Below are 22324 nucleotides of genomic sequence, written 5' to 3'. Positions count from 1 at the left end.
ACATGGGATCACCGCCAGCCCGGGCTACCGGGTCAACAGCACTTGGGCCCACCCTTGCCACCGTAACGGGCTTCCTGGCGTTCCCGGAAGAACGCCTTGTAGTCCATCACCGGTTTGTCCGGGTGCTTGGTTTGCATATGCTCGACGTACGTGTCGTAGTCGGGCATGCCGACCATCAGGCGCGCGGCCTGACCGAGGTATTTACCGAGGCGACTGATGTCATTGAACATGGCTGCAATCCTCTATCACGCGTCCGGCAGGGCCTGGAACGGGGCTTCTTTATCCGTACGCTCTTTGTTGCCCCAGGCGGCTACGCCGACCTTGAGCGCATAGAACAGGATGCTGAACACCACGAACAGGAACATCGCCGTCAGCGTTGCGTTGGTGTACGCGTTGTAGATCACGTGCTGCATCTGGTCGATGTTCTTCGCCGGGGCGAGGATCTGGCCATTGGCCAATGCATCGCTGTACTTCTTCGCCAGCGACAGGAAGCCGATCGCCGGGTTGGCGTCGAACAGCTTGATGAAGCCTGCGGTAGTGGTGCAGATCAGCAGCCAGACTGCCGGCAGCATGGTCACCCAGATGTAGCGTTGGCGTTTCATTTTGATCAGCACGACGGTCGCCAGCATCAGCGCGATACCCGCGAGCATCTGGTTGGAGATACCAAACAGCGGCCACAAGGTGTTGATGCCGCCCAGTGGGTCGATCACGCCTTGGTACAGCAGGTAACCCCACATGGCCACGCAACCGGCAGTCGCGATCAGGTTGGCGGTCCACGATTCGGTGCGTTTGAGCGAAGGCACGAAGGAGCCGAGCAGGTCCTGCAACATGAAGCGACCGGCGCGGGTACCGGCGTCAACCGCCGTCAGGATGAACAGCGCTTCGAACAGGATCGCGAAGTGATACCAGAACGCCATGGTGTTTTCACCCGGCAGCACACTGTGCAGGATCTGCGCGATACCCACGGCCAGGGTCGGCGCACCACCGGCTCGAGCCAGGATGGTGGTTTCACCGATGTCATGGGCGACGGCTTGCAGCGCCTCCGGGGTAATCGCAAAACCCCAGCTGCTGACGGTTTGCGCAACGGCAACGACATCGGCACCGACCACGGCGGCCGGGCTGTTCATGGCGAAGTACACGCCAGGCTCGATTACCGAAGCCGCAACCATCGCCATGATGGCCACGAACGACTCCATCAACATACCGCCGTAACCGATGTAGCGGGCGTTGGTTTCGTTATCCAGCAGCTTGGGCGTGGTGCCCGAGGAGATCAGCGCGTGGAAACCCGAGACCGCGCCACAGGCAATGGTGATGAACAGGAACGGGAACAGGCCGCCCTTCCACACCGGGCCGGTGCCGTCGATGAACTGGGTCAGCGCGGGCATTTTCAGCTCTGGCATGGTGACCAGGATGCCGATGGCCAGGGCGATGATGGTGCCGATTTTCAGGAAGGTCGACAGGTAGTCACGCGGCGCCAGGATCAGCCATACCGGCAGTACCGCCGCGACGAAACCGTAGCCGATCAGCATCCAGGTGATTTGAATGCCGGTGAAGGTGAAGGCCTTGGCCCACACCGGGTCAGCGGCAATCTGCCCGCCCAGCCAGATCGAACCCAGCAGCAACAGCACGCCGATGATCGAGATTTCACCAATGCGGCCCGGGCGGATGTAGCGCATGTACACGCCCATGAACATCGCGATCGGGATGGTCGCCATCACCGTGAAGATACCCCACGGGCTCTCGGCCAGGGCCTTGACCACGATCAGCGCCAGCACCGCAAGGATGATGATCATGATCAGGAAGCAGCCGAACAGCGCGATAGTCCCCGGAATGCGGCCCATCTCTTCGCGGACCATATCCCCCAGGGAACGGCCGTTGCGCCGAGTGGACAGGAACAGGACCATGAAGTCCTGCACCGCGCCGGCCAGTACCACACCGGCAATCAGCCAGAGCGTGCCGGGCAGGTAGCCCATTTGTGCCGCCAGCACCGGGCCGACCAAGGGGCCTGCACCGGCAATCGCCGCAAAGTGGTGACCGAAAAGGATATGTTTGTTGGTCGGCACATAGTCCAGACCGTCGTTGTTGATCACTGCGGGGGTGGCCCGCCGTGGATCGAGTTGCATCACGTTATTCGCGATGAACAGGCTGTAGTAGCGGTATGCAACCAGGTAGATGGCCACAGCAGCGACCACAATCCACAAGGCGTTGATCGCCTCGCCGCGGCGCAAGGCCACTACGCCAAGGGCGCACGCTCCTACGATTGCCAGCACCAGCCAGGGTAGGTGGCGTAGCAGGCTATTATTATTTTTCATTTTTATATTCCAGCCAGGGTGGACAGAAAGGACAGCCGCTCCGAGTTTAGCGCTGTTGGCTTTAAAGACCACCCCCCTACGTTGGTCTAGAGCCTTCAGCGGGCAAAAAAAGCAGAAATACCAGCCCAATAATGGCGCAGGGCTACAATCCTTCTATCTCCAGAGGGCTTCACCATGACCGAGCAACCGTCTGACCGCCGCCGTTTCCGCAGGATCGCCTTTGACGCCAAGACTGAACTGCGGCAGAACGGCCGGGAATGGCCAGTGCAATTGGTGGATCTGTCGCTAAAGGGGCTGTTGGTACAACGGCCCGAGGACTGGAAGGGCAACAAAGCGTTGCCTTTCGACGTCGACATACGCCTGGACCCCAAGGCCCATATCAAGATGCAGGTACGACTGGCCCATGATGATCGCGGCCAGTTGGGCTTTGTGTGCAAAGACATCGACCTGGAGTCGATCAGCCACCTGCGGCGGCTGATCGAGTTGAATCTGGGCGACCAGGAAGAGTTGGAGCGGGAGCTGGGGGCGCTGCTGGAGGTGTGAGGGCTCAGGGAAATGCCGTACGTGCCGGGAAGTCGCTTTCCGTGTCCCAGTAACCCGCTTTCTGCGTGGATGCCCCATGCCACTGCCCCCCTACCCAACGGTAGGTCTGGTAGCGCGTGGCAAAATCATCGTCACCGTCGCCGTCCATGAATGACGAGACTTGCAAGAGTTCATCCGCACCGCCGCCAGCAGGCGTCGAAACCTTCCAGGCCGCCTTGCCGGTGCTGGCCAGGATAAGTGGCTTGAGTTTGCCATCCGCGTCCTGGTAGCCCACCGGCTCCAGTTGCTGCTTGGCAGGCAGCAACAATTGCGTGGCCGGGCCGCTGTAGCTGCCCATAGGGGCGGTCTGGTCGATGGTCAAAAAATACACAGGCTCCGGCTGCCCGTTGAGCGCGGCTTTCTTGACCTTGGCCAGCGGGTAGCCGAGGTCCTTGTGCGCTATCACCGCGCCGGAGGCCGACACCAACCGCACCTGGGCCTCTCGCAACGGGTTTTCAACCAGATCACCGGGCTCGTCGAACGAGTCTTCATCCAGCCCGCTGCCCCAGCTGTCCTTGTGCAATTGGGCGCTGATGCGCTGGTCTTCCAGCACCTGCAAGCTGCTGCCCTCTTGGGTGACCAGCGTTTGTGCCAGCCGATACCCCGCTGGCACGTCGGCCCGCGCCATGGCGGGCAATCCGGCCAAGGTCATGAACAGGGCAAGCGCGCCCCAGCGATTCATTCGTTGCATGACGCCTATCCCTGAGTTATTCAAAAAGTGCATCCAATGCCTGTTCCAGGCGGGTCACCCCAATAATCTGTATCCCCGGTGGCGACTCCTTCGGCGCGTTGCCCTTGGGTACGATCGCACGCTTGAAGCCGTGCTTGGCGGCTTCCTTCAAGCGCTCCTGGCCACTTGGGACGGGCCGCACTTCGCCAGACAGGCCCACCTCACCAAACACCAACAGGTCGTGAGGCAACGGCCGGTTACGCAAACTGGACATCACCGCCGCCATCAACGCCAGGTCAGACGCGGTCTCCAGCACCTTGACCCCGCCCACCACGTTGAGGAACACATCCTGGTCGTGGGTCGGAATGCCGCCGTGCCGGTGCAATACCGCCAGCAGCATGGCCAAGCGGTTCTGATCCAGGCCCAGCGTGACACGCCGGGGGTTGGCCAGATGACTGTCATCCACCAGCGCCTGCACCTCCACCAACATCGGCCGGGTGCCTTCCCACGTCGCCATCACCACACTGCCCGGGACTTCTTCCTGGGCACGGGTCAGAAAAATCGCGGAGGGGTTGGAGACTTCTTTCAGCCCCCGGTCGGTCATGGCAAATACACCCAACTCGTTCACCGCACCGAAGCGGTTCTTCACCGCCCGCAGCAAACGCAGGCGGCCGTCGGATTCGCCCTCGAAATACAACACGGTGTCGACCATATGCTCCAACACCCGTGGCCCGGCCAGTGCGCCTTCCTTGGTCACGTGGCCCACCAGGAAGATCGCTGTGCCGCTCTGCTTGGCATAACGCACCAGCAGCGCCGCACTCTCGCGCACCTGGGACACGCCGCCCGGTGCCGATTGCAGTTGCTCGGTGAAAATGGTCTGGATCGAGTCGATCACCATGACCTTGGGCTTTTCGATACGCGCCGTGGCGATGATGCTTTCGATGCAGGTTTCGGTCATCACCCGCAGTTGGTCCTGGGGCAAACCCAGGCGACGGGCGCGCATGGCCACTTGTTGCTGGGATTCTTCGCCGGTGACATACAGCGCCGGCATGCGGCTGGCGATGCTGCACAGGGTTTGCAGCAGGATGGTCGATTTGCCGATGCCGGGATCGCCGCCGATCAACACGACCGAGCCGTCCACCAGGCCGCCGCCGAGCACGCGGTCCAGTTCGCCGGACGCGGTGGAAAAACGCGGGATCTCTTCGACGCTGACTTCGGCCAGGGTCTTGATCTGCGCCTGTTGCCCGGTCCAGCCCGCACGACCGGTGGGGGCTGCCGCGCCGCCGCTTTCGATCATGGTTTCGGTGAGGGTGTTCCACGCACCGCATTCACCGCACTGGCCGGCCCATTTGGGAAAGGTCGCGCCGCACTCCGTGCAGCCGTACATGCGCTTGGCCTTTGCCATATGAGAACCTCCAACCGAAAAACCGCGATGATAGCTCAGCGCGGCGTCGGGGTCCGGATTTCACCGTCAGCCAATCGTGAAGCACTGTTGCCGGCCGGGTCTTCAGCGTTGAGGTCGGCGCCCTTGGCTTTGAGCGCGTCCAGCAACTCGATGCGCTTGAACAGCCCGGCGTACATCGCCGCCGTCTGCCCGGCGCCGTTGCGTTGGTCGGGGTTGCAGTCGGTGGCCAGCAGACGCTGGGCGATTTTCAGTTCGCCCTTGAAGATCGCGCCCATCAGCGCGGTGTTGCCGCGGTTGTCCTGCACGCAGGCGTCGGCGCCAGCCTCGAGCAGGCGCTCCACAAACGGTGCCTGGCCGTGATAGGCGGCGAGGATCAGCGCGGTGTAGCCCTTGTCGTCCCGGGTGTTGAGGCTGTAGCCGGAGTCGATAAACGTGTTGAGCATGTCGAGGTCGCCACGGCGGGCGGCGTCGAAATAGTAGTCCTGCAACTGCGCCTTGAGCGCCGCCGGGTCAGGGGACTCGGCCTGGGCGACAAAGGCCAGCATGGCCATCAGCAGGCCGATAGAAATACGCATGGGTGTTCTCCTGCCAAAGGTCGACGCCCGCTCACGGGCGCCGACCACAACCAACGGATCAGTCAGTCAGTTTTTCTGCCAGCGCCTTCACGCGCGCCAAGTCACCCTTGGCGACCTTGGCCACGCCGGTGCCGTACTCCGGATCAGCCTTGTAGAGGAACGACAGGATGATGTGCTTGCTCTCGTCATCGGTGGTGGCCAGGGAGCCGCCGAAGTTGTCGATCAAGTCCTGACGCTCTTTCTTGCTGTAGGAACGGTACAAATCGCCGGCCTGCTTGAAGTTCTGCTCACGCTGGATCTTCGCCTGCTGGGTGCTGCCCACCAGCGCCGACTGGCTGTAGCGCGCGGTTTGCGGCTCTTGCCGCGGCTCGAGGCGGCTTGGCTGATAGTTCACGCCGCTGCTGGTCTTGCCAAGGTTCATCGCCCCATCCTGGTTACCGTTGTTGACGGCCACCCGTGGCGCGTTGATCGGCAGTTGCAGGGCATTGGCGCCCAGGCGGTACATTTGGGTGTCGGCGTAGGAGAACACCCGGCCTTGCAGCAGGCGGTCTTCCGACGGTTCGATGCCAGGCACCAGGTTGGCCGGGGCCATGGCCACTTGCTCGGTCTCCTGGAAGACGTTGGCCGGGTTGCGGTTCAACACCATTTGCCCGACTTTGCGCTCAGGCACGTTCGGCCAGATCTTGGTGGCATCCAACGGGTCAAAGTCGAACTTGGCCAGGTCTTCAGGCTTGAGCACCTGCACGTACAGGTCCCACTTGGGGAAATCGCCCTTGTTGATGTGGGTGACCAGGTCGTTGGTCATGTGGCTGTAGTCACGGCCCTGCACTTCGCTGACCTGCTTGGGATCGAGGTTCTTGATGCCTTGCAGGCTCTTCCAGTGGAACTTGACGTAGTGCACTTCACCCTTGGCGTTGATCAGCTTGTAGGCGTGCACACCGTTGCCGTCCATTTCGCGGTAGCTGGCTGGCGTACCGGAGTCGGAATACAGCTCGGTCAGCGTACGAGTCGCCTCCGGCACATGGGAGAAGAAGTCAAAGCGACGCGAATCGTCATCCAGGTTGGTACGCGGGTCCGGCTTGAAGGCGTGAACCATGTCCGGGAATTTGATGGCGTCGCGGATGAAGAACGTCGGGAAGTTGTTGCCTACCAGGTCCCAGTTGCCGTCAGCGGTGTAGAACTTGGTGGCAAAGCCGCGTGGGTCACGCAGGGTTTCCGGGGAGTGGTTGCCATGGACCACGGCGGAGAAGCGCACGAACACCGGGGTGGCTTCGCCGGCGGCGAACACCTTGGCCTTGGTCAGGTCGCTGAGGCTGTCAGTGACCGTAAAGGTGCCGTGGGCGCCAGTGCCACGCGCGTGTACGACGCGCTCGGGGATACGTTCGCGGTCGAAGCGCTGCAGTTTTTGAATCAGTTGCACGTCCTGAAGCAGCACCGGGCCATTGGCGCCAGCGGTTTGCGAGTTCTGGTTATCGCCCACGGCAGCACCGTTGTCGCGGGTCAGGTTGGCGGCGTGTACAGACAGGGAAAGCAAGCTGGCGGTCACCAGTACCAGCGCGGATCGCGCTGCAACAGGCCCGCGGTTCATTGGGTTCTTCATCGAGGTTTCCTCTGGTTTTTTTAGTGCACATTCAGTTGTGCTTGCCAGAGGCTAGTGACCCGCGAGTCAGAAGATAAATAGAAAAGCCGTAACAACCCGATTGATAAAATAATCTGGTAAGCCACTGATTTGGCGCGTATTTCGCGCGCGATTGGTGGCACTTTGCAAACTATTTGCGTTTTAATGTGTCGATAAAAACTAACAGTGTTAACGGTTGTTTCAGGCAAGCCCTCTACGACTGACTTACACTGACCTCCACCCTCCTCATCTGTAACAAGGAATAACCTATGGGCGTGATCAGTGAGTTCAAGGCCTTCGCGGTCAAAGGTAATGTGGTCGACATGGCCGTCGGTATTATCATCGGCGCTGCCTTCGGCAAAATTGTTTCCTCGTTTGTAGGCGACGTGGTGATGCCTCCCATCGGTCTGTTGATCGGCGGCGTGGACTTCGGTGACTTGGCGATAACGCTCAAGGCCGCACAAGGCGATGTACCAGCCGTGGTGTTGGCGTACGGCAAGTTCATCCAGAGCGTGATCGACTTCGTGATCGTCGCGTTCGCGATCTTCATGGGCGTAAAGGCCATCAACCGCCTCAAGCGCGAAGAAGCCGTGGCCCCAAGCCTGCCGCCGACGCCGACCAAGGAGGAAGTGTTGCTGGGTGAGATCCGTGACCTGCTCAAGGCACAGAACGACAAGCCGCTTTAACAAAAAGCCGGCATGAAAAAGGCGCCTGCTTGAGGCGCCTTTTTTATTACCAGTAGTTTTCCACCGCCACCTGGCCTGGGCGTCGGCTCAGGCTCAGTTGCATGTCACGCTGTTTAAGCAACTGACGGGTGTCATCGACCATCTGCGGGTTGCCGCAAATCAGCACGCGGGAGTGCTCCGGCGTGAGTTCGACACCAGCGGCACGCTCCAACTCGCCATTCTCGATCAATGTGGTGATGCGCCCGTTCAACGCCCCCGGATGCTGCTCGCGGGTGACGATAGGGATGTAGGTGAGTTTGTGCGCGTACTCGGCCAGGTATTCACGCTCACCCAAGTCCTTGATCAGCGACTGGTAGGCCAGCTCCCGGGCTTCGCGAGCGCTGTAGACCAGGACGATGCGTTCAAATTTCTCCCAGACCTCAAAGTCCTGCAGGATCGACAGAAACGGCGCCACCCCGGTGCCGGTGCCCAGCAGCCACAGGTCACGCCCGTCGACAAAACGGTTGAGGGTCAGGAACCCCGTGGCCTGGCGCTCCACCATCAAGGTGTCGCCGACCTGCAAGCGGCTCAGCTCGCTGGTGAACTCACCGCCGGGCACCACGATGGAAAAAAAGTCCAGATGCTCGTCAAACGGCGATGACACGATGGAATAAGCGCGCCACACGGTGCTGCCATCGGCCTTGGTCACGCCTAGGCGCACGAACTGGCCGGCGGTAAAACGAAAGCCTGGGTCACGCGTGGTGCGCAGGGTGAAGAGGCTGGGGGTCAGCGATTGCACGTCGAGCAACGTCTGCCGGGTAAATTTCTCAGCACTGGCCGTCATGGGGAACTCCGTTTTGCACAGGCCCCTAGTGTCCCTCAAAGCCAGGCGCGCAAACACCGTTGTTTTGTACTGGCATTACCGCGCTCCAAAGCGGCTGCGACTAAAAACAGGATCAGACTGTTAATTTGGCGATACAACCGGGGGGAAATCACACCCACTAGTTTGGACTAACTATTTGGCTATTAACACTAGCCCGCCAACACACCAGATCAAACTACCCCTCTAAGCAGCTATCAAATTGATACTACCCTCAAACCCTTAAATACAATAAAGATGCCCAGACAAACCGAATTACTTATACAAAACTCCAGGCAATGTACAGGCCAACAAGGCGTAAAAACACGATTCATATAACGTTTTTTTTTGCTTTATTACGTAAGTCATGTCCTACACTAGTTTTCGTGCAGCAATGGGATCAGGACGTACCCAGGCCACGTAGAACCCCATGGAGATTTACCAATGGTGAACTGGCGAAATACTCGGCTCCCCAAACTGGAAGATAAAAGCGAGATCGAAACTGTCTTTGACATGGTCACCCACCATATCCATGAACTCGGCTTCCAATACTGCTCCTTTACGATGAGCTCTCAACTACCCAGCAACGACACCAAACCGATTCACATCAACAACTATCCAAATGAATGGAGCGCACTTTATCAACAAGCGCACTTCTTCGAAGTAGACCCGATAGTTGCGCACTGCAAACGCTGTGTACTTCCCATTGTCTGGGAGGAGAAGGCCTTCAACGCGACACCCGGCTTATGGTCGCTGGCCCAATCCCTCGGCGTGCATCAAGCATGGACCCAACCCGTGCACGACTTCCAGGGCATCTACAGCATGTTGACGTTGGGGCGCAGCAGCGGCGAGGTCAGCCCGCAAGAGTTGTATGAAAAGGCCGGCAACGTATTGTGGCTCTGCCATGCGATGCACGCGGTCGTTGCACAGCAATACGCAGACAGGTCCGGCATCAACGCTCCCACCACACTGACGTCGCGAGAAACGGAGATTCTCAAATGGTCAGGGATGGGCAAGACCGCGGAAGAAATCGCCAGCATTATCTCGATTTCGCCGCGTACGGTGGGCTTTCACATCAGCAGCGCACTCAAGAAGCTTGGCGTTACCAACAAGATCGCCGCCGTTCTTTGTGCGTCCAGGGCAGGGCTTTTCTAGCTGACGTAGAAACACCGCATGTAATCGCAGCGAAAAAAACGTAACATTTACGGCCAATTCTGAGTGATGAAGCAGCCCCCGGGTGTGGCTTCGTCGTTCACTCAGACGGTTTGGCCGATGCCCGCCGAACACCCATCGATGACCCAGAGCCTCCCCCGCCATGCCCCTGCTCGAAAGCCCCTTCGCCCAGCTCGATCTGATCCGCCAGCCAGAGCAACACAACGATCCGCTGCAAGCCTTCGACGCCGCCGACGAGTACCTGCTCAGCCATCTGGCGCAGCAACAACCAGACGCGGCCACCCGCGTACTGGTACTCAACGACAGCTTCGGCGCCCTGGCCGCCAGCCTTGTTGGCCAGGTGCAGGTGACGTCCAGCGGCGACTCGTTTCTCGCGGCCCAGGGCCTTGAGAAAAACCTGGTGCGCAACGGCCAGGCCTTCGATGCGGTGACCTTCATTCCGGCCAGCCAAACGCCAGGCGGGCCTTTCGACCGCGTACTGATCCGCGTGCCCAAGACCCTGGCGCTGCTGGAAGAACAACTGATCCGCCTGCAAGGCCAACTCGCACCGGGCGCCGAAGTGATCGCCGGGGCCATGATCAAGCACCTGCCGCGGGCAGCCGGGGAGTTGCTGGAGCGCTACATCGGCCCGATGCACGCCTCGCTCGCGGTCAAAAAGGCTCGCCTGTTGATCGCCACCGTTGAAGAGCGCCCCGCAGCGGTCTCGCCCTACCCAACCCGCTACACGCTGGATACCCCGGCTATCGAACTGCTCAACCACGCCAACGTGTTCTGCCGCGAAGGCCTGGACATCGGCACCCGCGCCTTCCTCCCGCACCTACCGAAAAACCTCGGCAACGCCCGCGTGGCCGACCTCGGCTGCGGCAATGGCGTGCTGGCGATTGCCAGCGCCCTGCAAAACCCCGAGGCGCAGTACACCCTGCTGGATGAGTCCTACATGGCCGTGCAATCGGCGCAGGAAAACTGGCACGCCGCCCTCGGCCAACGCGACGTGAACGTGCGCGCCGCCGATGGCCTGGCCGGCCAGGAGCCTGATTCGCTGGACGTGGTGCTGTGCAACCCGCCCTTCCACCAGCAGCAGGTGGTCGGCGACTTCCTCGCCTGGCGCATGTTCCAGCAGGCGCGCGAAGCGCTGGTGGTCGGTGGCGCCCTCTATATAGTCGGCAACCGTCATTTGGGTTATCACAGCAAATTGGCGCGGCTGTTCCGTGGTGTCGAACAAGTGGCCGCCACGCCGAAATTCGTCATCCTCAAAGCGCGCAAATAAAAAAACCCTGCTTCTCTTGCGAAAAGCAGGGTTGAAAAGCCGGGCGGTCAAGCCCGGTTGGGATGTCAGTGGGTGGTCAGGCCGGCCGCATTCATGAACATGCGCATCAGGCTGGCCACGACAAACAGGGCCAGCACGCTGCCGGTCCAGATCATCGCCAACCACCCCAGGCGCCGCCACAACGGCTGCTTCTCGGCCTGCTCAATCTCGTGCAACGAAGGTTTGCCGGACATGAAACGAGCCTCCTAGTGATAACCGTCTTCGTGGGTGACCTTGCCGCGGAACACGTAGTAGCTCCAGAAGGTGTAGCCCAGGATGAACGGGATGATGAACAGCGTGCCCACCAGCATGAAGCCCTGGCTTTGCGGCGGCGCGGCGGCGTCCCAGATCGACACGGAGGGCGGAATGATGTTCGGCCACAAGCTGATCCCCAGGCCGCTGTAGCCGAGGAAGATCAGCACCAGCGTCAGCAGGAACGGCGTGTAATGCGCGTTGCGCGCCACCGCGCGGATCAGCCCGTACAAGGTCACCAGCACCAGGATCGGCACCGGCATGAACCAGAACAGGTTCGGCAGGGTGAACCAGCGCGAGGCGATTTCCGGGTGCGCCAGCGGCGTCCAGATACTGACGATGCCAATCACTGCCAACAGCCCGAAGGCCAACGGCCGCCCCAGGTTGTGCATCTTTTCCTGCAAGGGGCCTTCGGTCTTCATGATCAGCCAGGTGCAGCCCAGCAATGCATAGGCGACGATCAACGCCACACCGCAGAACATCGTGAACGGCGTCAGCCAATCCAACGAACCGCCGGCAAACTGGCGGTCTACCACCGGAATGCCGTCGATAAACGCCCCCAGCGCCACACCCTGGAAGAAGGTGGCCGCCAGCGAGCCGCCGATGAACGCCTTGTCCCACAGATGACGCTTGGCGTCCTTGGCCTTGAAGCGGAACTCAAAGGCCACGCCGCGGAAGATCAGCCCGATCAGCATCAGGATCAGCGGCAGGTACAACGCCGACAACACCACCGAATAGGCCAGCGGGAAGGCGCCGAACAACGCCGCGCCGCCCAGTACCAGCCAGGTTTCGTTGCCGTCCCACACCGGGGCGACGGTGTTCATCATCACGTCACGGTCGGTCTTGCCGGGGATAAACGGAAAGAGGATACCGATACCCAGGTCGAAGCCGTCCATGACCACGTACATCATGATGCCGAAGATGATGATCACGGCCCAGATCAGCGGAAGATCAATACCCATCTCAATGCCCCTTGTGCTGGATGTCGACGTGGTCGTCGTCGGAGCCATCATCGGCCGCCGACAATGGACGCGCCGGTGTACGTTTCTGGCCAGGGCCACCGTGAGTCGGTTCGGTACTTTCGTGGGCCACCGGACCTTTGCGCACCAGGCGCATCATGTAGCCCAGGCCGGCGCCGAACAGCGCGAAGTACACCACCACGAACAGCACCAGGGTGATGGTCATCTGCGCCAGGCTATGCCCGGAGGACGCATCCGCCGTGCGCATCAACCCGTAGACCACCCACGGCTGACGGCCGATTTCGGTGGTGAACCAGCCGGCGAGAATCGCGATCAACCCGGACGGCCCCATCCACAACGCCAGGTACAGGAACGGCCTGGACGTGTACATCTTGCCGCCCCGGCGCAGCCAGAGGCTGAACAGGCCGGTGAAGATCATCAGGAAGCCCAGGCCGACCATGACCCGGAACGACCAGAACACGATGGTCGAGTTGGGGCGGTCTTGCGGCGGGAACTCCTTGAGGGCCGGTACCTGCTTGTCCAGGGAGTGGGTCAGGATCAGGCTGCCCAGGTACGGGATTTCCACGGCGTATTTGGTTTTTTCGGCCTTCATATCCGGCCAGCCGAACAGGATCAGCGGGGTCGGCTCGTTGCCGATGTTCTCCCAGTGGCCTTCAATCGCGGCGATTTTCGCCGGCTGGTGCTTCAAGGTGTTGAGGCCGTGGAAGTCGCCGATCACCGCCTGGATAGGCGCGACGATCAGGGCCATCCACATTGCCATCGAGAGCATTTTGCGGATCGCCGGGTTGTCCTTGCCCCGCAGCAAGTGCCAGGCCGCCGAGGAGCCGACGAAGAACGCGGTCGCCACGAAAGCCGCCGTGGCCATGTGCGCCAGGCGATACGGGAACGACGGGTTGAACACCACGGCGAACCAATCGGTCGGAATCACTCGGCCGTCGATGATTTCAAAGCCCTGGGGCGTCTGCATCCAGCTGTTGGACGAGAGGATCCAGAAGGTGGAGATCAACGTACCGATGGCCACCATCACGGTGGAGAAGAAGTGCAGGTTGCGCCCGACCTTGTTCCAGCCAAACAGCATCACCCCAAGGAAACCGGCCTCAAGGAAGAAGGCTGTAAGCACTTCGTACGTAAGCAGCGGCCCGGTGACGGCACCGGCGAAGTCCGAGAAGCGGCTCCAGTTGGTGCCGAACTGATAAGCCATGACCAAGCCGGAAACCACGCCCATGCCGAAGTTGACGGCAAAGATCTTCGACCAGAAATGGTAGAGGTCACGGTAGGTGTCGTTGCGGGTCTTGAGCCACAAGCCTTCCAGCACCGCGAGGTAACTGGCCAGGCCGATGGTGATCGCCGGGAACAGGATGTGGAACGAGATGGTGAACGCGAATTGAATTCGGGCGAGATCTAGCGCCTCCAAACCGAACATAAGTCTTCCTCTGTCAGGTAATACCGGCTGCTGGCGGGAGCCTGCACCCACTGCCCCCACGGATATGGAGTGTGTCGAATTTCAATTCGTTCTTTTTTTAACCAACCACGTAGGGAATCTGGCCTCTCGGCCGCCAGGGCAATCCCCATGACGGGTTTTGATCTGGATCAAGCATTGGTGAAAGAGTAGCCCCAAATTCGCCGCAGGACGGCGTGGTCTTTTGCCGCGTGACAGACTGTCTCAGCTCAGTTCTTGCAACTATCTGTTACAACTTGATGCTAATCTCGGCGCTCCCTTCGGCCTTGACCTGAATTCCCGATGCCCAGTGAACCCGCGTTGCTGTTACGCCACCACCGCCCTTTCATCGCGTTCTGGCTGGCGCGCATCTTCACCGCCAGCGGCTTCCAGATGCTCACCGTAGCCATCGGCTGGAACCTCTACCAACTGACCGGCAACGTGCTGGACCTGGGTTTGGTCGGCCTGGTGGAGTTCGTGCCACGCGTACTGTTCATGCTGCACACCGGGCATGTGGCCGACCGTTATGAGCGACGCAAGGTCGCCGCGATCTGTCAGACCGTACAGGCGTTGATCGCATTATCCCTGGCCATCGGCGGCCTGACCGGCAGCGTGACCCGCGAGATGATCTTTATCCTCGCCTTCGTGCTGGGCGCCGCACGCTCCTTCGAAATGCCGACCACCCAGGCACTGCTGCCGAGCATCGTGCCCAGCGCGCTGTTCCCGCGTGCCGTGGCCTCGTCGCAGTCGGCCCAGCAACTGGCAACCATCGTCGCCCCGGCGCTGGGCGGTTTGCTCTACGCCTTTGGCAGCGTGTGGGTCTACGGCCCCACCGTGGTGCTGTACTTGATTGCCTGCGTACTGACCCTCAACCTGCCCGCACGCCAAACCCCGCTGAACAAAGGCAAGGCCACCCTGGATTCGTTGCTGGCCGGCATCCGTTTTATCCGCAGCCGCCCGGACATCCTCGGCGCCATTTCCCTGGACCTGTTCGCCGTATTGTTGGGCGGCGCCACCGCATTGCTGCCGGTGTTCGCCAAGGACATCCTGCTGACCGGCGCCTGGGGCCTGGGCCTGTTGCGTTCGGCACCGGCGGTGGGCGCGTTGTTGATGTCGTTGTGGCTGGCGCGCTTCTCGGTGGACCGCCACGTCGGCCGCGTGATGTTCACCGCCGTCGGGGTGTTCGGTGTGGCGACCATTGCGTTCGGCCTGTCCACTTCGTTCTGGTTTTCGTTGGCGGTGCTGGTGGTGCTGGGCGCGGCAGACATGATCAGCATGGTGATCCGTGCATCGTTCGTGCAGTTGGAGACGCCGGATGAAATGCGCGGCCGCGTCAGCGCGGTCAACGGCCTGTTTATCGGCGCGTCGAATCAGTTGGGCGAGTTTGAATCGGGGATTACCGCCCACTGGTTCGGCACCGTGCCGGCGGTGGTCATGGGCGGGATCGGCACCCTGGTGGTGACCGGGGTGTGGATCAAACTGTTCCCGACCCTGGCCAACCGCGACCGCATGCACGTGCCGGTTGAAGAAACACAGGCATAAGGCCCGGTTCCCACACGGGTGCTGGGCAGGGCCGGTAAAGTGCTGTCAAAGCACTTTATCGAGGGTGATCGGAAAGTCCCTGACCCGCTTGCCCGTGGCGTGATACACCGCATTCGCCACCGCCGCCGCCACCCCGACAATACCGATCTCACCCACCCCCTTGGACCCCAGCGCATTGACGATCTCGTCGTGTTCCTCGACGAATACCACGTCAATCTCACCGATGTCCGCATTCACCGGAATGTGATACTCGGCCAGGCTGTGGTTCATGATGCGCCCCAAGTGGTGGTCGGTCTGGGTTTCTTCATGCAGGGCCATACCGATGCCCCACACCACCCCGCCGAGAATCTGGCTGCGCGCCATTTTCGGATTCACCACGCGCCCGGCCGCAATCGCGCTGACCACTCGGCTGACCTGGATGGTGCCCAAGTCTTCATCCACCCGCACTTCCACAAACACCGCAGAATGCGTGGCGCTGGCATAGCCCCCGCGTTTCTTGTCCGGCTCGCTGTCGACCTGCACCTGCAACGCGCCTTCACCACTGTCCTTGACCAGTTGGGCCAGCGACACACTCACATCACCGGTGTGCAGGTGGCCGTCGTCAAAGCGCACCGACTCGGCGTCCTTGAACACCGGATACGTCTGGCGCGCAATCTCCAGCAGTTTGGCCGCCAATGCTTCGCAGGCTTGCTGAACGGCGGTGCCCACCGAAGACACGGTGAACGAGCCGCCCTGCAGCGGGGCCGTGGGCAATGAGGAATCGCCGAGCAGAAACTCGACATTTTCCAGCGCCACGCCGCTGGCCTGGGCCGCAATCTGGGTCATGACCGTATAGGTGCCGGTGCCTATGTCGGTGGTAGCGCTGCTGACGGTGAGCTTGCCCTCGGCGTCGATCCGCGCCTTGGCGCTGGCTTTCATCTGCATCGCCTCCCACACACCACCGGCCATGCCCCAACCGATCAGTTGGCGCCCCTCGCGCATGCTGCGCGGTTCCGGGTTACGCCGCTGCCAGCCGAAACGCTCGGCGCCTTCGCTGTAGCATTCACGCAACGCCTTGCTGGACCAGGGCTTGTCTTCGTTCTGGTTGCGCTCGGCGTAATTGGTCAGGCGCAGTTGCACCGGGTCGACCCCCAGCGCACAGGCCAGTTCGTCCATTGCACACTCCAGACCGATCACCCCCAGTGCAGCACCCGGGGCGCGCATGTCCAGCGGGGTAAACACATCCAGCGGCACCAGGTTGTAGGCCAGTTGCACGTTGTCGCAGTGGTAGAGCATGCCGCTCCACTCAACCACATGCTCGCTGAAGTCTTCGAAGCGTGAGGTCTGGCCAGTGGCGGTGTGGCCGAGTGCGACCAGCTTGCCATCGGCGGCGGCGCCCACTTGCAGACGCTGCAAGGTGCGCGGCCGGTAGCCGAAGGTGAACATCTGCTGGCGCGTCAGGGTCACGCGAACCGAGCGTTTGAGCGCCAGCGACGCCATCACCGCCAGTGGCAACTGGTACTGCGGGCGCAGGCCGGAGCCGAACGCGCCGCCCACGAACGCGGCAAAGATCCGCACCTGGCTTTTATCCAGGCCGAACACTTTCTGCACATAGGCCTGACAGTTCTGCGGGCCCTGGGTTTTGTCATGGATGTGCAGCGTGCCATCGCTCTGGTACAGCACCGTGCTGGCATGGGGCTCCATGGGGTTGTGATGTTCGATGGGGGTGCTGTAGTTCAGGTCCAGGCTGACGGCGGCGGCGCGCCATTGCGCCTGGAAGTTGCCGCGCGGCTTCGGCGGGGTCTGGGGCGATGGGTAGGCGTGTTGCTGCTGGACGATCAAGTCGGTGTCAAAGGATTCGCTCGCATACTCGATCTCCACCAGCGAACCGGCATGGCGCGCCAGTTCCAGGTTATCGGCGATGACCAGGGCCAGTGGCTGACCGCTGTACAGCACCCGGTCGTTGTACAGCGGGCGGAACGGCGAGCCGTCCGCCGCATCGGCGTCGGCGAAAGCCTCGTCATAACTGGCGATCTTTGGCCGGTTGAGGTGGTCGAGCACCATGATCACGCCCGGCAACGCCAGGGCTTTGGAGGCATCGACCTTTATGATTCGGCCCTTGGCGACGGTGCTGGACACGACGCTGCCGTGGAGCAGACCGTCTTCGGGAAACTCACCCGCATAACGCGCCTGGCCGGTGACCTTGAGCAGGCCGTCGACACGGTCCAAGGGTTTACCGATAGCGCTCATGGTTGTTCTCCCGCGACAGCGGCGTCGCTCAAGGCACGGATGATCGCGCGGCGCGCCAGTTTGAGTTTGAAGCCGTTGTGCGCCAGCGGCACGGCGTCTTGCAGCAGCGCGTCCGCCGCGGCACTGAAGGTTTCGCGGCTGACCGTCTGGCCGATCAGCAACGCTTCCACGGCGCGGTCACGCCAGGGTTTGTGGGCAACGCCGCCAAGCGCCAGGCGCGCATCGATGATCTGGTCGCCGTCCAGCTCCAACGCCGCGGCGACGGACACCAGCGCAAAGGCGTACGACGCACGGTCGCGTACCTTCAGATAACGACTGTGGTTTGCCAGTTGATCAGCCGGCAACTCAATGGCCGTGATCAGTTCATCGTCGGCCAACAGATTGTCCCGCTGCGGCGTATCGCCGGGCAGGCGGTGGAAGTCGGCAAACTCAATGATCCGCGCGCCGCCGCGCCCCTCCACATGGACCCGTGCCTCGAGTGCGGCCAGGGCGACGCACATGTCGGAAGGATGGGTGGCGACACACTGGTCGCTGGCACCGAGGATCGCGTGGATACGGTTCAGGCCGGTCAGCGCCGGGCAGCCACTGCCGGGCTCGCGCTTATTGCACGGCACGCCAGTGTCATAAAAGTAGTAACAGCGGGTGCGCTGCAACAGGTTGCCGCCGGTACTGGCCATATTGCGCAGTTGCGGCGAGGCGCCGGCCAGGATCGCCTGGGACAGCAGCGGGTAGCGTTGCTCGATCAGCGGATGCCAGGCCAGGTCGGCGTTGCTCACCATCGCGCCGATCAACAGGCCGCCATCAGCGCTTGCCTTGATGTCATGCAGCGGCAGGCCCGTGATGTCGATGAGGTGCTGGGGGCGGCTGATGTTTTCTTTCATCAGGTCCAGCAAGTTGGTGCCACCGGCAATAAAACGCGAGGTGGCACTGCTCAGGTGCACCGCTTCACGCACATCCACGGGTTTGCTGTAGTGGAAGGGGTTCATCGCTCACCTCCCACGACGTCTTCAATCGCCTCGCGAATGTTGCTGTAAGCCCCGCAGCGGCACAGGTTGCCACTCATCAGTTCCTGGATCTGCGCGGCGTCATGGGCACGGCCTTCATTCATCAGGCCCACTGCGGAGCAAATCTGACCCGGCGTGCAGTAACCGCACTGGAAGGCGTCGCGCTGGATAAACGCCTGCTGCATCGGGTGCAGAGTGTCACCGTCGACCAGGCCTTCGACGGTGGTCAACTCGGCGCCATCGCACATCACCGCCAGGGTCAGGCAGGCATTCACGCGCTTGCCGTCACGCAACACCGTGCAGGCGCCGCATTGGCCGTGGTCGCAGCCTTTTTTGCTACCGATCAGGTCAAGCTGCTCGCGCAACAAGTCCAGCAGGGTGGTCCAGGGCAGCACGTCCAACTGGCGTTCCTGGCCATTGAGGCGCAGGCGGATCGAGTGACTGACGAACGGCTGAGCCGTCGCGCCAAGGGAAGTTGCGCTCATAAACACCTCACGGGTTGGTGTACATCCGCGGCGTTCAGGAAATTCGCCGTCTCAGGGGTACGACTTCCCGGGGTTTTGAGCGTTCAAGATGATTGATCAGCGGATATTGAGCAGGGTCTTGAGGGTGTTCTGCGGGCCGTTGATCGACGAGTTGCTGTATTCGAACCAGCCCTGGTCCTCGACATTCAGGTCGAACACGTAGATGTAACCCATCACCGTGCCCGCGCCACTGCACACCTGGCTGACGTTGCCGACCTGGCACACCGGCGTGCGCTGCCCGTTCAATTCGGCGCCGTTGAAGCGGCCCACGGGGTTGTTGCCCAGCCCGACTTCCATCACCGAGACCTTGGTGGGCCCACGGTGCGTACACATCTGGGTGCCTTGCGCGCGCTCCGGGATGGTTTCGGTGCAACCGGCCGATTGAACCTGGAACACCCGCACCTCGCTCAACGGCGGTGCAGTCGCGCCCCACGCCGGTGCTGCGCCGAGCCACAGGCCGATACAGGGGATCAGAGCTAGACTCCACGCGTTGGCTTTTTTCATGCTGTGAATGACCCCGGATTAAACGTCGGCGCAGTATGCCTCAAGGTCATGATCAAGGGCGATTGCTCACAACGGCCAGCCCGCACACCACACGGCCTCGGCTGCTGGTATGATGCGCCGCTTTTTCCGATCCTCTCTGAAACCACAGGCGCTTGGCGCAGTTTGTGCTTTGACTTAGAGGTCAACAAATCACGACGCAAAATAGCGTCACAGGGAGCCGGCATGCTGGAAAAGCTGTTTCAACTCAAAGCCCACAACACCAATGTGCGCACCGAGATTCTCGCGGGTATCACCACATTCCTGGCGATGGCCTACATCTTGTTCGTCAACCCGAGCATCCTCAGTCAGGCCGGCATGGACAAGGGTGCGGTGTTTGTCGCGACCTGCCTGGCGGCGGCCATCGGTTCGACCGTGATGGGCCTGATCGCCAACTACCCGATTGCGCTGGCGCCGGGCATGGGCCTCAACGCCTTCTTTACCTACACCGTGGTCCTGCACATGGGCCATACCTGGCAGGTAGCGCTGGGTGCGGTGTTTATTTCGGCGGTGTTGTTCTTTCTGCTGTCGATCTTCCGTATCCGTGAATGGATCATCAACGCCATCCCGCTGCCCCTGCGTTCGGCGATTGCTGCCGGTATCGGCCTGTTCCTGGCGTTGATCGCCCTGCACAACGCCGACATTGTCGTCAGCAACCCAGCCACCATGGTCGGCCTCGGTGACCTGACCAAGGCCGCGCCGATCCTGGCCACCCTCGGTTTCGTGCTGATCGTTGCGCTGGAAGCCCTGGCCGTACGCGGCGCGGTGCTGATCGGCATCCTCGCGGTGACCATTGCGTCCATCGCCCTGGGCGTGACCCCGTTCAACGGCGTGGTGTCGATACCACCGTCCCTGGCCCCGACCTTCCTGCAACTGGACATCAAGGGCGCGCTGGACATCGGCCTGGTCAGCGTGATCTTCGCGTTCCTGTTCGTGGACCTGTTCGACAACTCCGGCACCCTGATCGGCGTCGCCAAGCGCGCCGGCCTGATGAGCAAGGACGGCCACATGCCGAAGATGGGCCGTGCGCTGATCGCCGACAGCACCGCTGCCATGGCCGGTTCGCTGCTGGGTACATCGACCACCACCAGCTACATCGAATCCGCCGCGGGCGTGAGCGCCGGCGGCCGCACCGGCTTGACCGCCATCGTTGTCGCGATCCTGTTCCTGCTGGCCTTGTTCTTCTCGCCACTGGCGCAAAGCGTCCCGGCGTTTGCCACCGCCCCCGCGCTGCTGTTCGTGGCCGTGCTGATGACCCAGGGCCTGGCGGAAATCGACTGGGATGACATCACTGTTGCAGCGCCGGTGGTGATCACCGCCCTGGCGATGCCGTTTACTTACTCCATCGCCAACGGCATCGCCTTCGGCTTCATCGCGTGGACCGCCATCAAGCTGCTTTCGGGCCGCTACCGTGAGCTGAACCCGGCGCTGGTGATCCTGTCGATCCTGTTCGTGATCAAGCTGGGCTGGTTCAACGCATGACTTTCGACGCCGCAAGCTACACCGCTCAACTGCAAGACAAGGTCACGCGCTTGCGTGACCTGTTGGCCCCGTTCGATGCACCCGAGCCGCAGGTCTTCGACTCGCCGCTGCAGAACTTCCGCCTGCGCGCGGAGTTCCGCCTGTGGCGCGAAGGCGGTGAGCGCCACTACGCGATGTTTTCCCAGGACGACAAGCGCACGCCGATCCTGATCGAAGAGTTTCCCATCGCCAGCCTGCGCATCAACCAGTTGATGCCGCAACTCAAGGCCGCCTGGCAAGCCAGCGCCGCCCTGAGCCACAAGCTGTTCCAGGTGGAGTTCCTCACCACCCTGGCCGGCGATGCGATGATCACGCTGTGCTATCACCGCCCACTGGACGAGCATTGGCACACCGCTGCCAACCAGCTCGCGGCTGACTTGAACGTGAGCATCATCGGCCGCTCCAAGGGCAAGCGCGATGTGATCGGCCACGACTATGTGGTGGAACAACTCGAAGTCGGTGGTCGCACCTTCAGCTATCGCCAACCCGAAGGCGCCTTCACCCAGCCCAACGGCACGGTGAACCAGAAGATGCTCAACTGGGCGTACGCAGCCCTGGGCGACCGCCCGGATGATCTGCTGGAGCTGTACTGCGGCAACGGCAACTTCACCCTGCCGCTGGCGACCCGCGTACGCAAAGTGCTGGCCACCGAGATCAGCAAGACCTCGGTCAACGCCGCGCTGAGCAACCTCGCTGAAAACGCGGTGGACAACGTCACCCTGGTGCGCCTGTCCGCCGAAGAACTCACCGAAGCGCTCAACGAAGTGCGCCCGTTCCGCCGCCTGCACGGCATCGACCTCAAGAGCTATGAGTTCGGTAGCGTGTTCGTCGACCCGCCCCGCGCGGGCATGGACCCGGACACCTGCGAGCTGACTCGACGCTTCGACAATATCCTGTACATCTCGTGCAACCCGCAGACATTGGCGGCGAACATCGCGCAACTGCATGACACGCACCGCATCACCCAGTGTGCGATGTTTGATCAGTTTCCGTGGACGCATCATATGGAGTCGGGCGTCCTGCTGACGCGTCGCTGAAACTTACAGCCACTCGCAATCCCCCTGTGGGAGCGAGCTTGTGTGGGAGCGGGCTTGCCCGCGATGGCAGAGTGTCAGTCACAGCGGCTTAC

At 61.6% G+C, this 22324-nt stretch carries 21 protein-coding genes; 7 read left to right on the top strand and 14 right to left on the bottom strand.

Annotation, left to right across the window (positions count from 1 at the left end):
• Window positions 1–32 precede the first annotated feature (32 nt).
• Window positions 33–230 (bottom strand): YbdD/YjiX family protein, encoded by a 198-nt coding sequence (locus OPU96_RS12535; RefSeq protein ID WP_003194308.1) that lies wholly within the window; start codon window positions 228–230, stop codon window positions 33–35.
• Window positions 231–245: 15 nt separating this feature from the next.
• Window positions 246–2312, bottom strand: coding sequence for a carbon starvation CstA family protein (locus tag OPU96_RS12530; RefSeq protein ID WP_226455765.1), 2067 nt, complete (start codon window positions 2310–2312; stop codon window positions 246–248).
• 174 nt (window positions 2313–2486) lie between these two features.
• Between OPU96_RS12530 and OPU96_RS12525 the strand changes: the two genes are divergently transcribed.
• Window positions 2487–2855 (top strand): PilZ domain-containing protein, encoded by a 369-nt coding sequence (locus OPU96_RS12525; protein ID WP_226455766.1) that lies wholly within the window; start codon window positions 2487–2489, stop codon window positions 2853–2855.
• A gap of 4 nt (window positions 2856–2859) precedes the next feature.
• Here the strand turns inward: OPU96_RS12525 and OPU96_RS12520 are convergent, their stop codons facing one another.
• The 4 genes from OPU96_RS12520 to katB are packed head-to-tail and all read right to left on the bottom strand — an operon-like array spanning window position 2860 to window position 7144.
• The gene (locus OPU96_RS12520; protein ID WP_498559144.1) at window positions 2860–3585 is read right to left on the bottom strand and encodes a hypothetical protein; all 726 of its coding nucleotides are present in this window, start codon (window positions 3583–3585) and stop codon (window positions 2860–2862) included.
• Between the two features lie 16 nt (window positions 3586–3601).
• The gene (gene radA, locus OPU96_RS12515; protein WP_017737417.1) at window positions 3602–4969 is read right to left on the bottom strand and encodes a DNA repair protein RadA; all 1368 of its coding nucleotides are present in this window, start codon (window positions 4967–4969) and stop codon (window positions 3602–3604) included.
• Between the two features lie 35 nt (window positions 4970–5004).
• Entirely contained in the window at window positions 5005–5544 is a 540-nt protein-coding gene (locus OPU96_RS12510; protein ID WP_226455768.1) for an ankyrin repeat domain-containing protein, read from the bottom strand.
• 58 nt (window positions 5545–5602) lie between these two features.
• On the bottom strand, window positions 5603–7144 hold the full coding sequence (katB, locus tag OPU96_RS12505) for a catalase KatB (RefSeq protein ID WP_192298973.1): 1542 nt from the start codon (window positions 7142–7144) through the stop codon (window positions 5603–5605).
• 287 nt (window positions 7145–7431) lie between these two features.
• Here katB and mscL point away from each other — a divergent pair, with 287 nt between their 5' ends.
• Entirely contained in the window at window positions 7432–7848 is a 417-nt protein-coding gene (gene mscL, locus OPU96_RS12500; protein ID WP_017737414.1) for a large-conductance mechanosensitive channel protein MscL, read from the top strand.
• A 46-nt stretch (window positions 7849–7894) separates the two neighbouring features.
• Here the strand turns inward: mscL and OPU96_RS12495 are convergent, their stop codons facing one another.
• Window positions 7895–8671 carry a ferredoxin--NADP reductase gene (locus OPU96_RS12495; RefSeq protein WP_192298974.1) on the bottom strand — a complete coding sequence of 259 codons (777 nt, stop codon included), beginning with the start codon at window positions 8669–8671 and terminating at the stop codon, window positions 7895–7897.
• Between the two features lie 459 nt (window positions 8672–9130).
• Here OPU96_RS12495 and OPU96_RS12490 point away from each other — a divergent pair, with 459 nt between their 5' ends.
• On the top strand, window positions 9131–9841 hold the full coding sequence (locus OPU96_RS12490) for a helix-turn-helix transcriptional regulator (protein ID WP_192298975.1): 711 nt from the start codon (window positions 9131–9133) through the stop codon (window positions 9839–9841).
• Window positions 9842–10001: 160 nt separating this feature from the next.
• The gene (locus OPU96_RS12485; protein ID WP_192298976.1) at window positions 10002–11126 is read left to right on the top strand and encodes a methyltransferase; all 1125 of its coding nucleotides are present in this window, start codon (window positions 10002–10004) and stop codon (window positions 11124–11126) included.
• A gap of 65 nt (window positions 11127–11191) precedes the next feature.
• On the opposite strand, the gene OPU96_RS12480 is transcribed toward OPU96_RS12485, so the two are convergent.
• The 3 genes from OPU96_RS12480 to OPU96_RS12470 are packed head-to-tail and all read right to left on the bottom strand — an operon-like array spanning window position 11192 to window position 13820.
• The gene (locus tag OPU96_RS12480) at window positions 11192–11359 is read right to left on the bottom strand and encodes a DUF2474 domain-containing protein (RefSeq protein WP_010206690.1); all 168 of its coding nucleotides are present in this window, start codon (window positions 11357–11359) and stop codon (window positions 11192–11194) included.
• A gap of 12 nt (window positions 11360–11371) precedes the next feature.
• Window positions 11372–12379 carry a cytochrome d ubiquinol oxidase subunit II gene (gene cydB, locus OPU96_RS12475; protein ID WP_226455770.1) on the bottom strand — a complete coding sequence of 336 codons (1008 nt, stop codon included), beginning with the start codon at window positions 12377–12379 and terminating at the stop codon, window positions 11372–11374.
• Between the two features lies 1 nt (window position 12380).
• Window positions 12381–13820: a cytochrome ubiquinol oxidase subunit I gene (locus OPU96_RS12470; RefSeq protein ID WP_192298978.1), complete on the bottom strand. Its 1440-nt coding sequence runs from the start codon at window positions 13818–13820 to the stop codon at window positions 12381–12383.
• A gap of 318 nt (window positions 13821–14138) precedes the next feature.
• Here OPU96_RS12470 and OPU96_RS12465 point away from each other — a divergent pair, with 318 nt between their 5' ends.
• Entirely contained in the window at window positions 14139–15377 is a 1239-nt protein-coding gene (locus tag OPU96_RS12465; RefSeq protein WP_498559143.1) for an MFS transporter, read from the top strand.
• A 45-nt stretch (window positions 15378–15422) separates the two neighbouring features.
• Here OPU96_RS12465 and OPU96_RS12460 read toward each other — a convergent pair whose 3' ends face one another.
• The 4 genes from OPU96_RS12460 to OPU96_RS12445 all read right to left on the bottom strand — a co-directional run bounded on the left by OPU96_RS12460 (window position 15423) and on the right by OPU96_RS12445 (window position 19638).
• Window positions 15423–17606: a xanthine dehydrogenase family protein molybdopterin-binding subunit gene (locus OPU96_RS12460; RefSeq protein WP_498559142.1), complete on the bottom strand. Its 2184-nt coding sequence runs from the start codon at window positions 17604–17606 to the stop codon at window positions 15423–15425.
• A complete protein-coding gene (locus OPU96_RS12455; RefSeq protein ID WP_305391564.1) occupies window positions 17603–18592 on the bottom strand; it encodes an FAD binding domain-containing protein in 990 nt (329 codons plus the stop codon). Before OPU96_RS12455 ends, OPU96_RS12460 begins: the two co-directional genes overlap by 4 nt.
• Window positions 18589–19095: a (2Fe-2S)-binding protein gene (locus OPU96_RS12450; RefSeq protein WP_498559141.1), complete on the bottom strand. Its 507-nt coding sequence runs from the start codon at window positions 19093–19095 to the stop codon at window positions 18589–18591. Before OPU96_RS12450 ends, OPU96_RS12455 begins: the two co-directional genes overlap by 4 nt.
• 96 nt (window positions 19096–19191) lie before the next feature.
• Window positions 19192–19638 (bottom strand): DUF4879 domain-containing protein, encoded by a 447-nt coding sequence (locus tag OPU96_RS12445; protein ID WP_192298982.1) that lies wholly within the window; start codon window positions 19636–19638, stop codon window positions 19192–19194.
• Window positions 19639–19860: 222 nt separating this feature from the next.
• On the opposite strand from OPU96_RS12445, the gene OPU96_RS12440 reads away from it, so the two are divergent.
• Window positions 19861–21156, top strand: coding sequence for an NCS2 family permease (locus tag OPU96_RS12440; protein ID WP_498559140.1), 1296 nt, complete (start codon window positions 19861–19863; stop codon window positions 21154–21156).
• A complete protein-coding gene (gene trmA / locus OPU96_RS12435) occupies window positions 21153–22232 on the top strand; it encodes a tRNA (uridine(54)-C5)-methyltransferase TrmA (protein WP_305391566.1) in 1080 nt (359 codons plus the stop codon). Before OPU96_RS12440 ends, trmA begins: the two co-directional genes overlap by 4 nt.
• Window positions 22233–22324: the final 92 nt, after the last annotated feature.

The organism is Pseudomonas sp. RP-B7 (genome assembly GCF_059803535.1).
The sequence above is the reverse complement of the archived record's forward strand: the minus strand, read 5'-3'. Positions and strand labels throughout refer to the sequence as shown.

Coding starts and splice junctions, on each gene's coding strand:
- OPU96_RS12530 (WP_226455765.1), bottom strand. CDS start 2,312: ATGAAAAATAATAATAGCCTGCTACGCCACCTACCCTGGCTGGTGCTG.
- OPU96_RS12525 (WP_226455766.1), top strand. CDS start 2,487: ATGACCGAGCAACCGTCTGACCGCCGCCGTTTCCGCAGGATCGCCTTT.
- OPU96_RS12445 (WP_192298982.1), bottom strand. CDS start 19,638: ATGAAAAAAGCCAACGCGTGGAGTCTAGCTCTGATCCCCTGTATCGGC.
- OPU96_RS12485 (WP_192298976.1), top strand. CDS start 10,002: ATGCCCCTGCTCGAAAGCCCCTTCGCCCAGCTCGATCTGATCCGCCAG.
- OPU96_RS12535 (WP_003194308.1), bottom strand. CDS start 230: ATGTTCAATGACATCAGTCGCCTCGGTAAATACCTCGGTCAGGCCGCG.
- mscL (WP_017737414.1), top strand. CDS start 7,432: ATGGGCGTGATCAGTGAGTTCAAGGCCTTCGCGGTCAAAGGTAATGTG.
- OPU96_RS12520 (WP_498559144.1), bottom strand. CDS start 3,585: ATGCAACGAATGAATCGCTGGGGCGCGCTTGCCCTGTTCATGACCTTG.
- OPU96_RS12440 (WP_498559140.1), top strand. CDS start 19,861: ATGCTGGAAAAGCTGTTTCAACTCAAAGCCCACAACACCAATGTGCGC.
- OPU96_RS12480 (WP_010206690.1), bottom strand. CDS start 11,359: ATGTCCGGCAAACCTTCGTTGCACGAGATTGAGCAGGCCGAGAAGCAG.
- katB (WP_192298973.1), bottom strand. CDS start 7,144: ATGAAGAACCCAATGAACCGCGGGCCTGTTGCAGCGCGATCCGCGCTG.
- OPU96_RS12450 (WP_498559141.1), bottom strand. CDS start 19,095: ATGAGCGCAACTTCCCTTGGCGCGACGGCTCAGCCGTTCGTCAGTCAC.
- OPU96_RS12490 (WP_192298975.1), top strand. CDS start 9,131: ATGGTGAACTGGCGAAATACTCGGCTCCCCAAACTGGAAGATAAAAGC.
- OPU96_RS12455 (WP_305391564.1), bottom strand. CDS start 18,592: ATGAACCCCTTCCACTACAGCAAACCCGTGGATGTGCGTGAAGCGGTG.
- OPU96_RS12510 (WP_226455768.1), bottom strand. CDS start 5,544: ATGCGTATTTCTATCGGCCTGCTGATGGCCATGCTGGCCTTTGTCGCC.
- cydB (WP_226455770.1), bottom strand. CDS start 12,379: ATGGGTATTGATCTTCCGCTGATCTGGGCCGTGATCATCATCTTCGGC.
- radA (WP_017737417.1), bottom strand. CDS start 4,969: ATGGCAAAGGCCAAGCGCATGTACGGCTGCACGGAGTGCGGCGCGACC.
- trmA (WP_305391566.1), top strand. CDS start 21,153: ATGACTTTCGACGCCGCAAGCTACACCGCTCAACTGCAAGACAAGGTC.
- OPU96_RS12470 (WP_192298978.1), bottom strand. CDS start 13,820: ATGTTCGGTTTGGAGGCGCTAGATCTCGCCCGAATTCAATTCGCGTTC.
- OPU96_RS12495 (WP_192298974.1), bottom strand. CDS start 8,671: ATGACGGCCAGTGCTGAGAAATTTACCCGGCAGACGTTGCTCGACGTG.
- OPU96_RS12460 (WP_498559142.1), bottom strand. CDS start 17,606: ATGAGCGCTATCGGTAAACCCTTGGACCGTGTCGACGGCCTGCTCAAG.
- OPU96_RS12465 (WP_498559143.1), top strand. CDS start 14,139: ATGCCCAGTGAACCCGCGTTGCTGTTACGCCACCACCGCCCTTTCATC.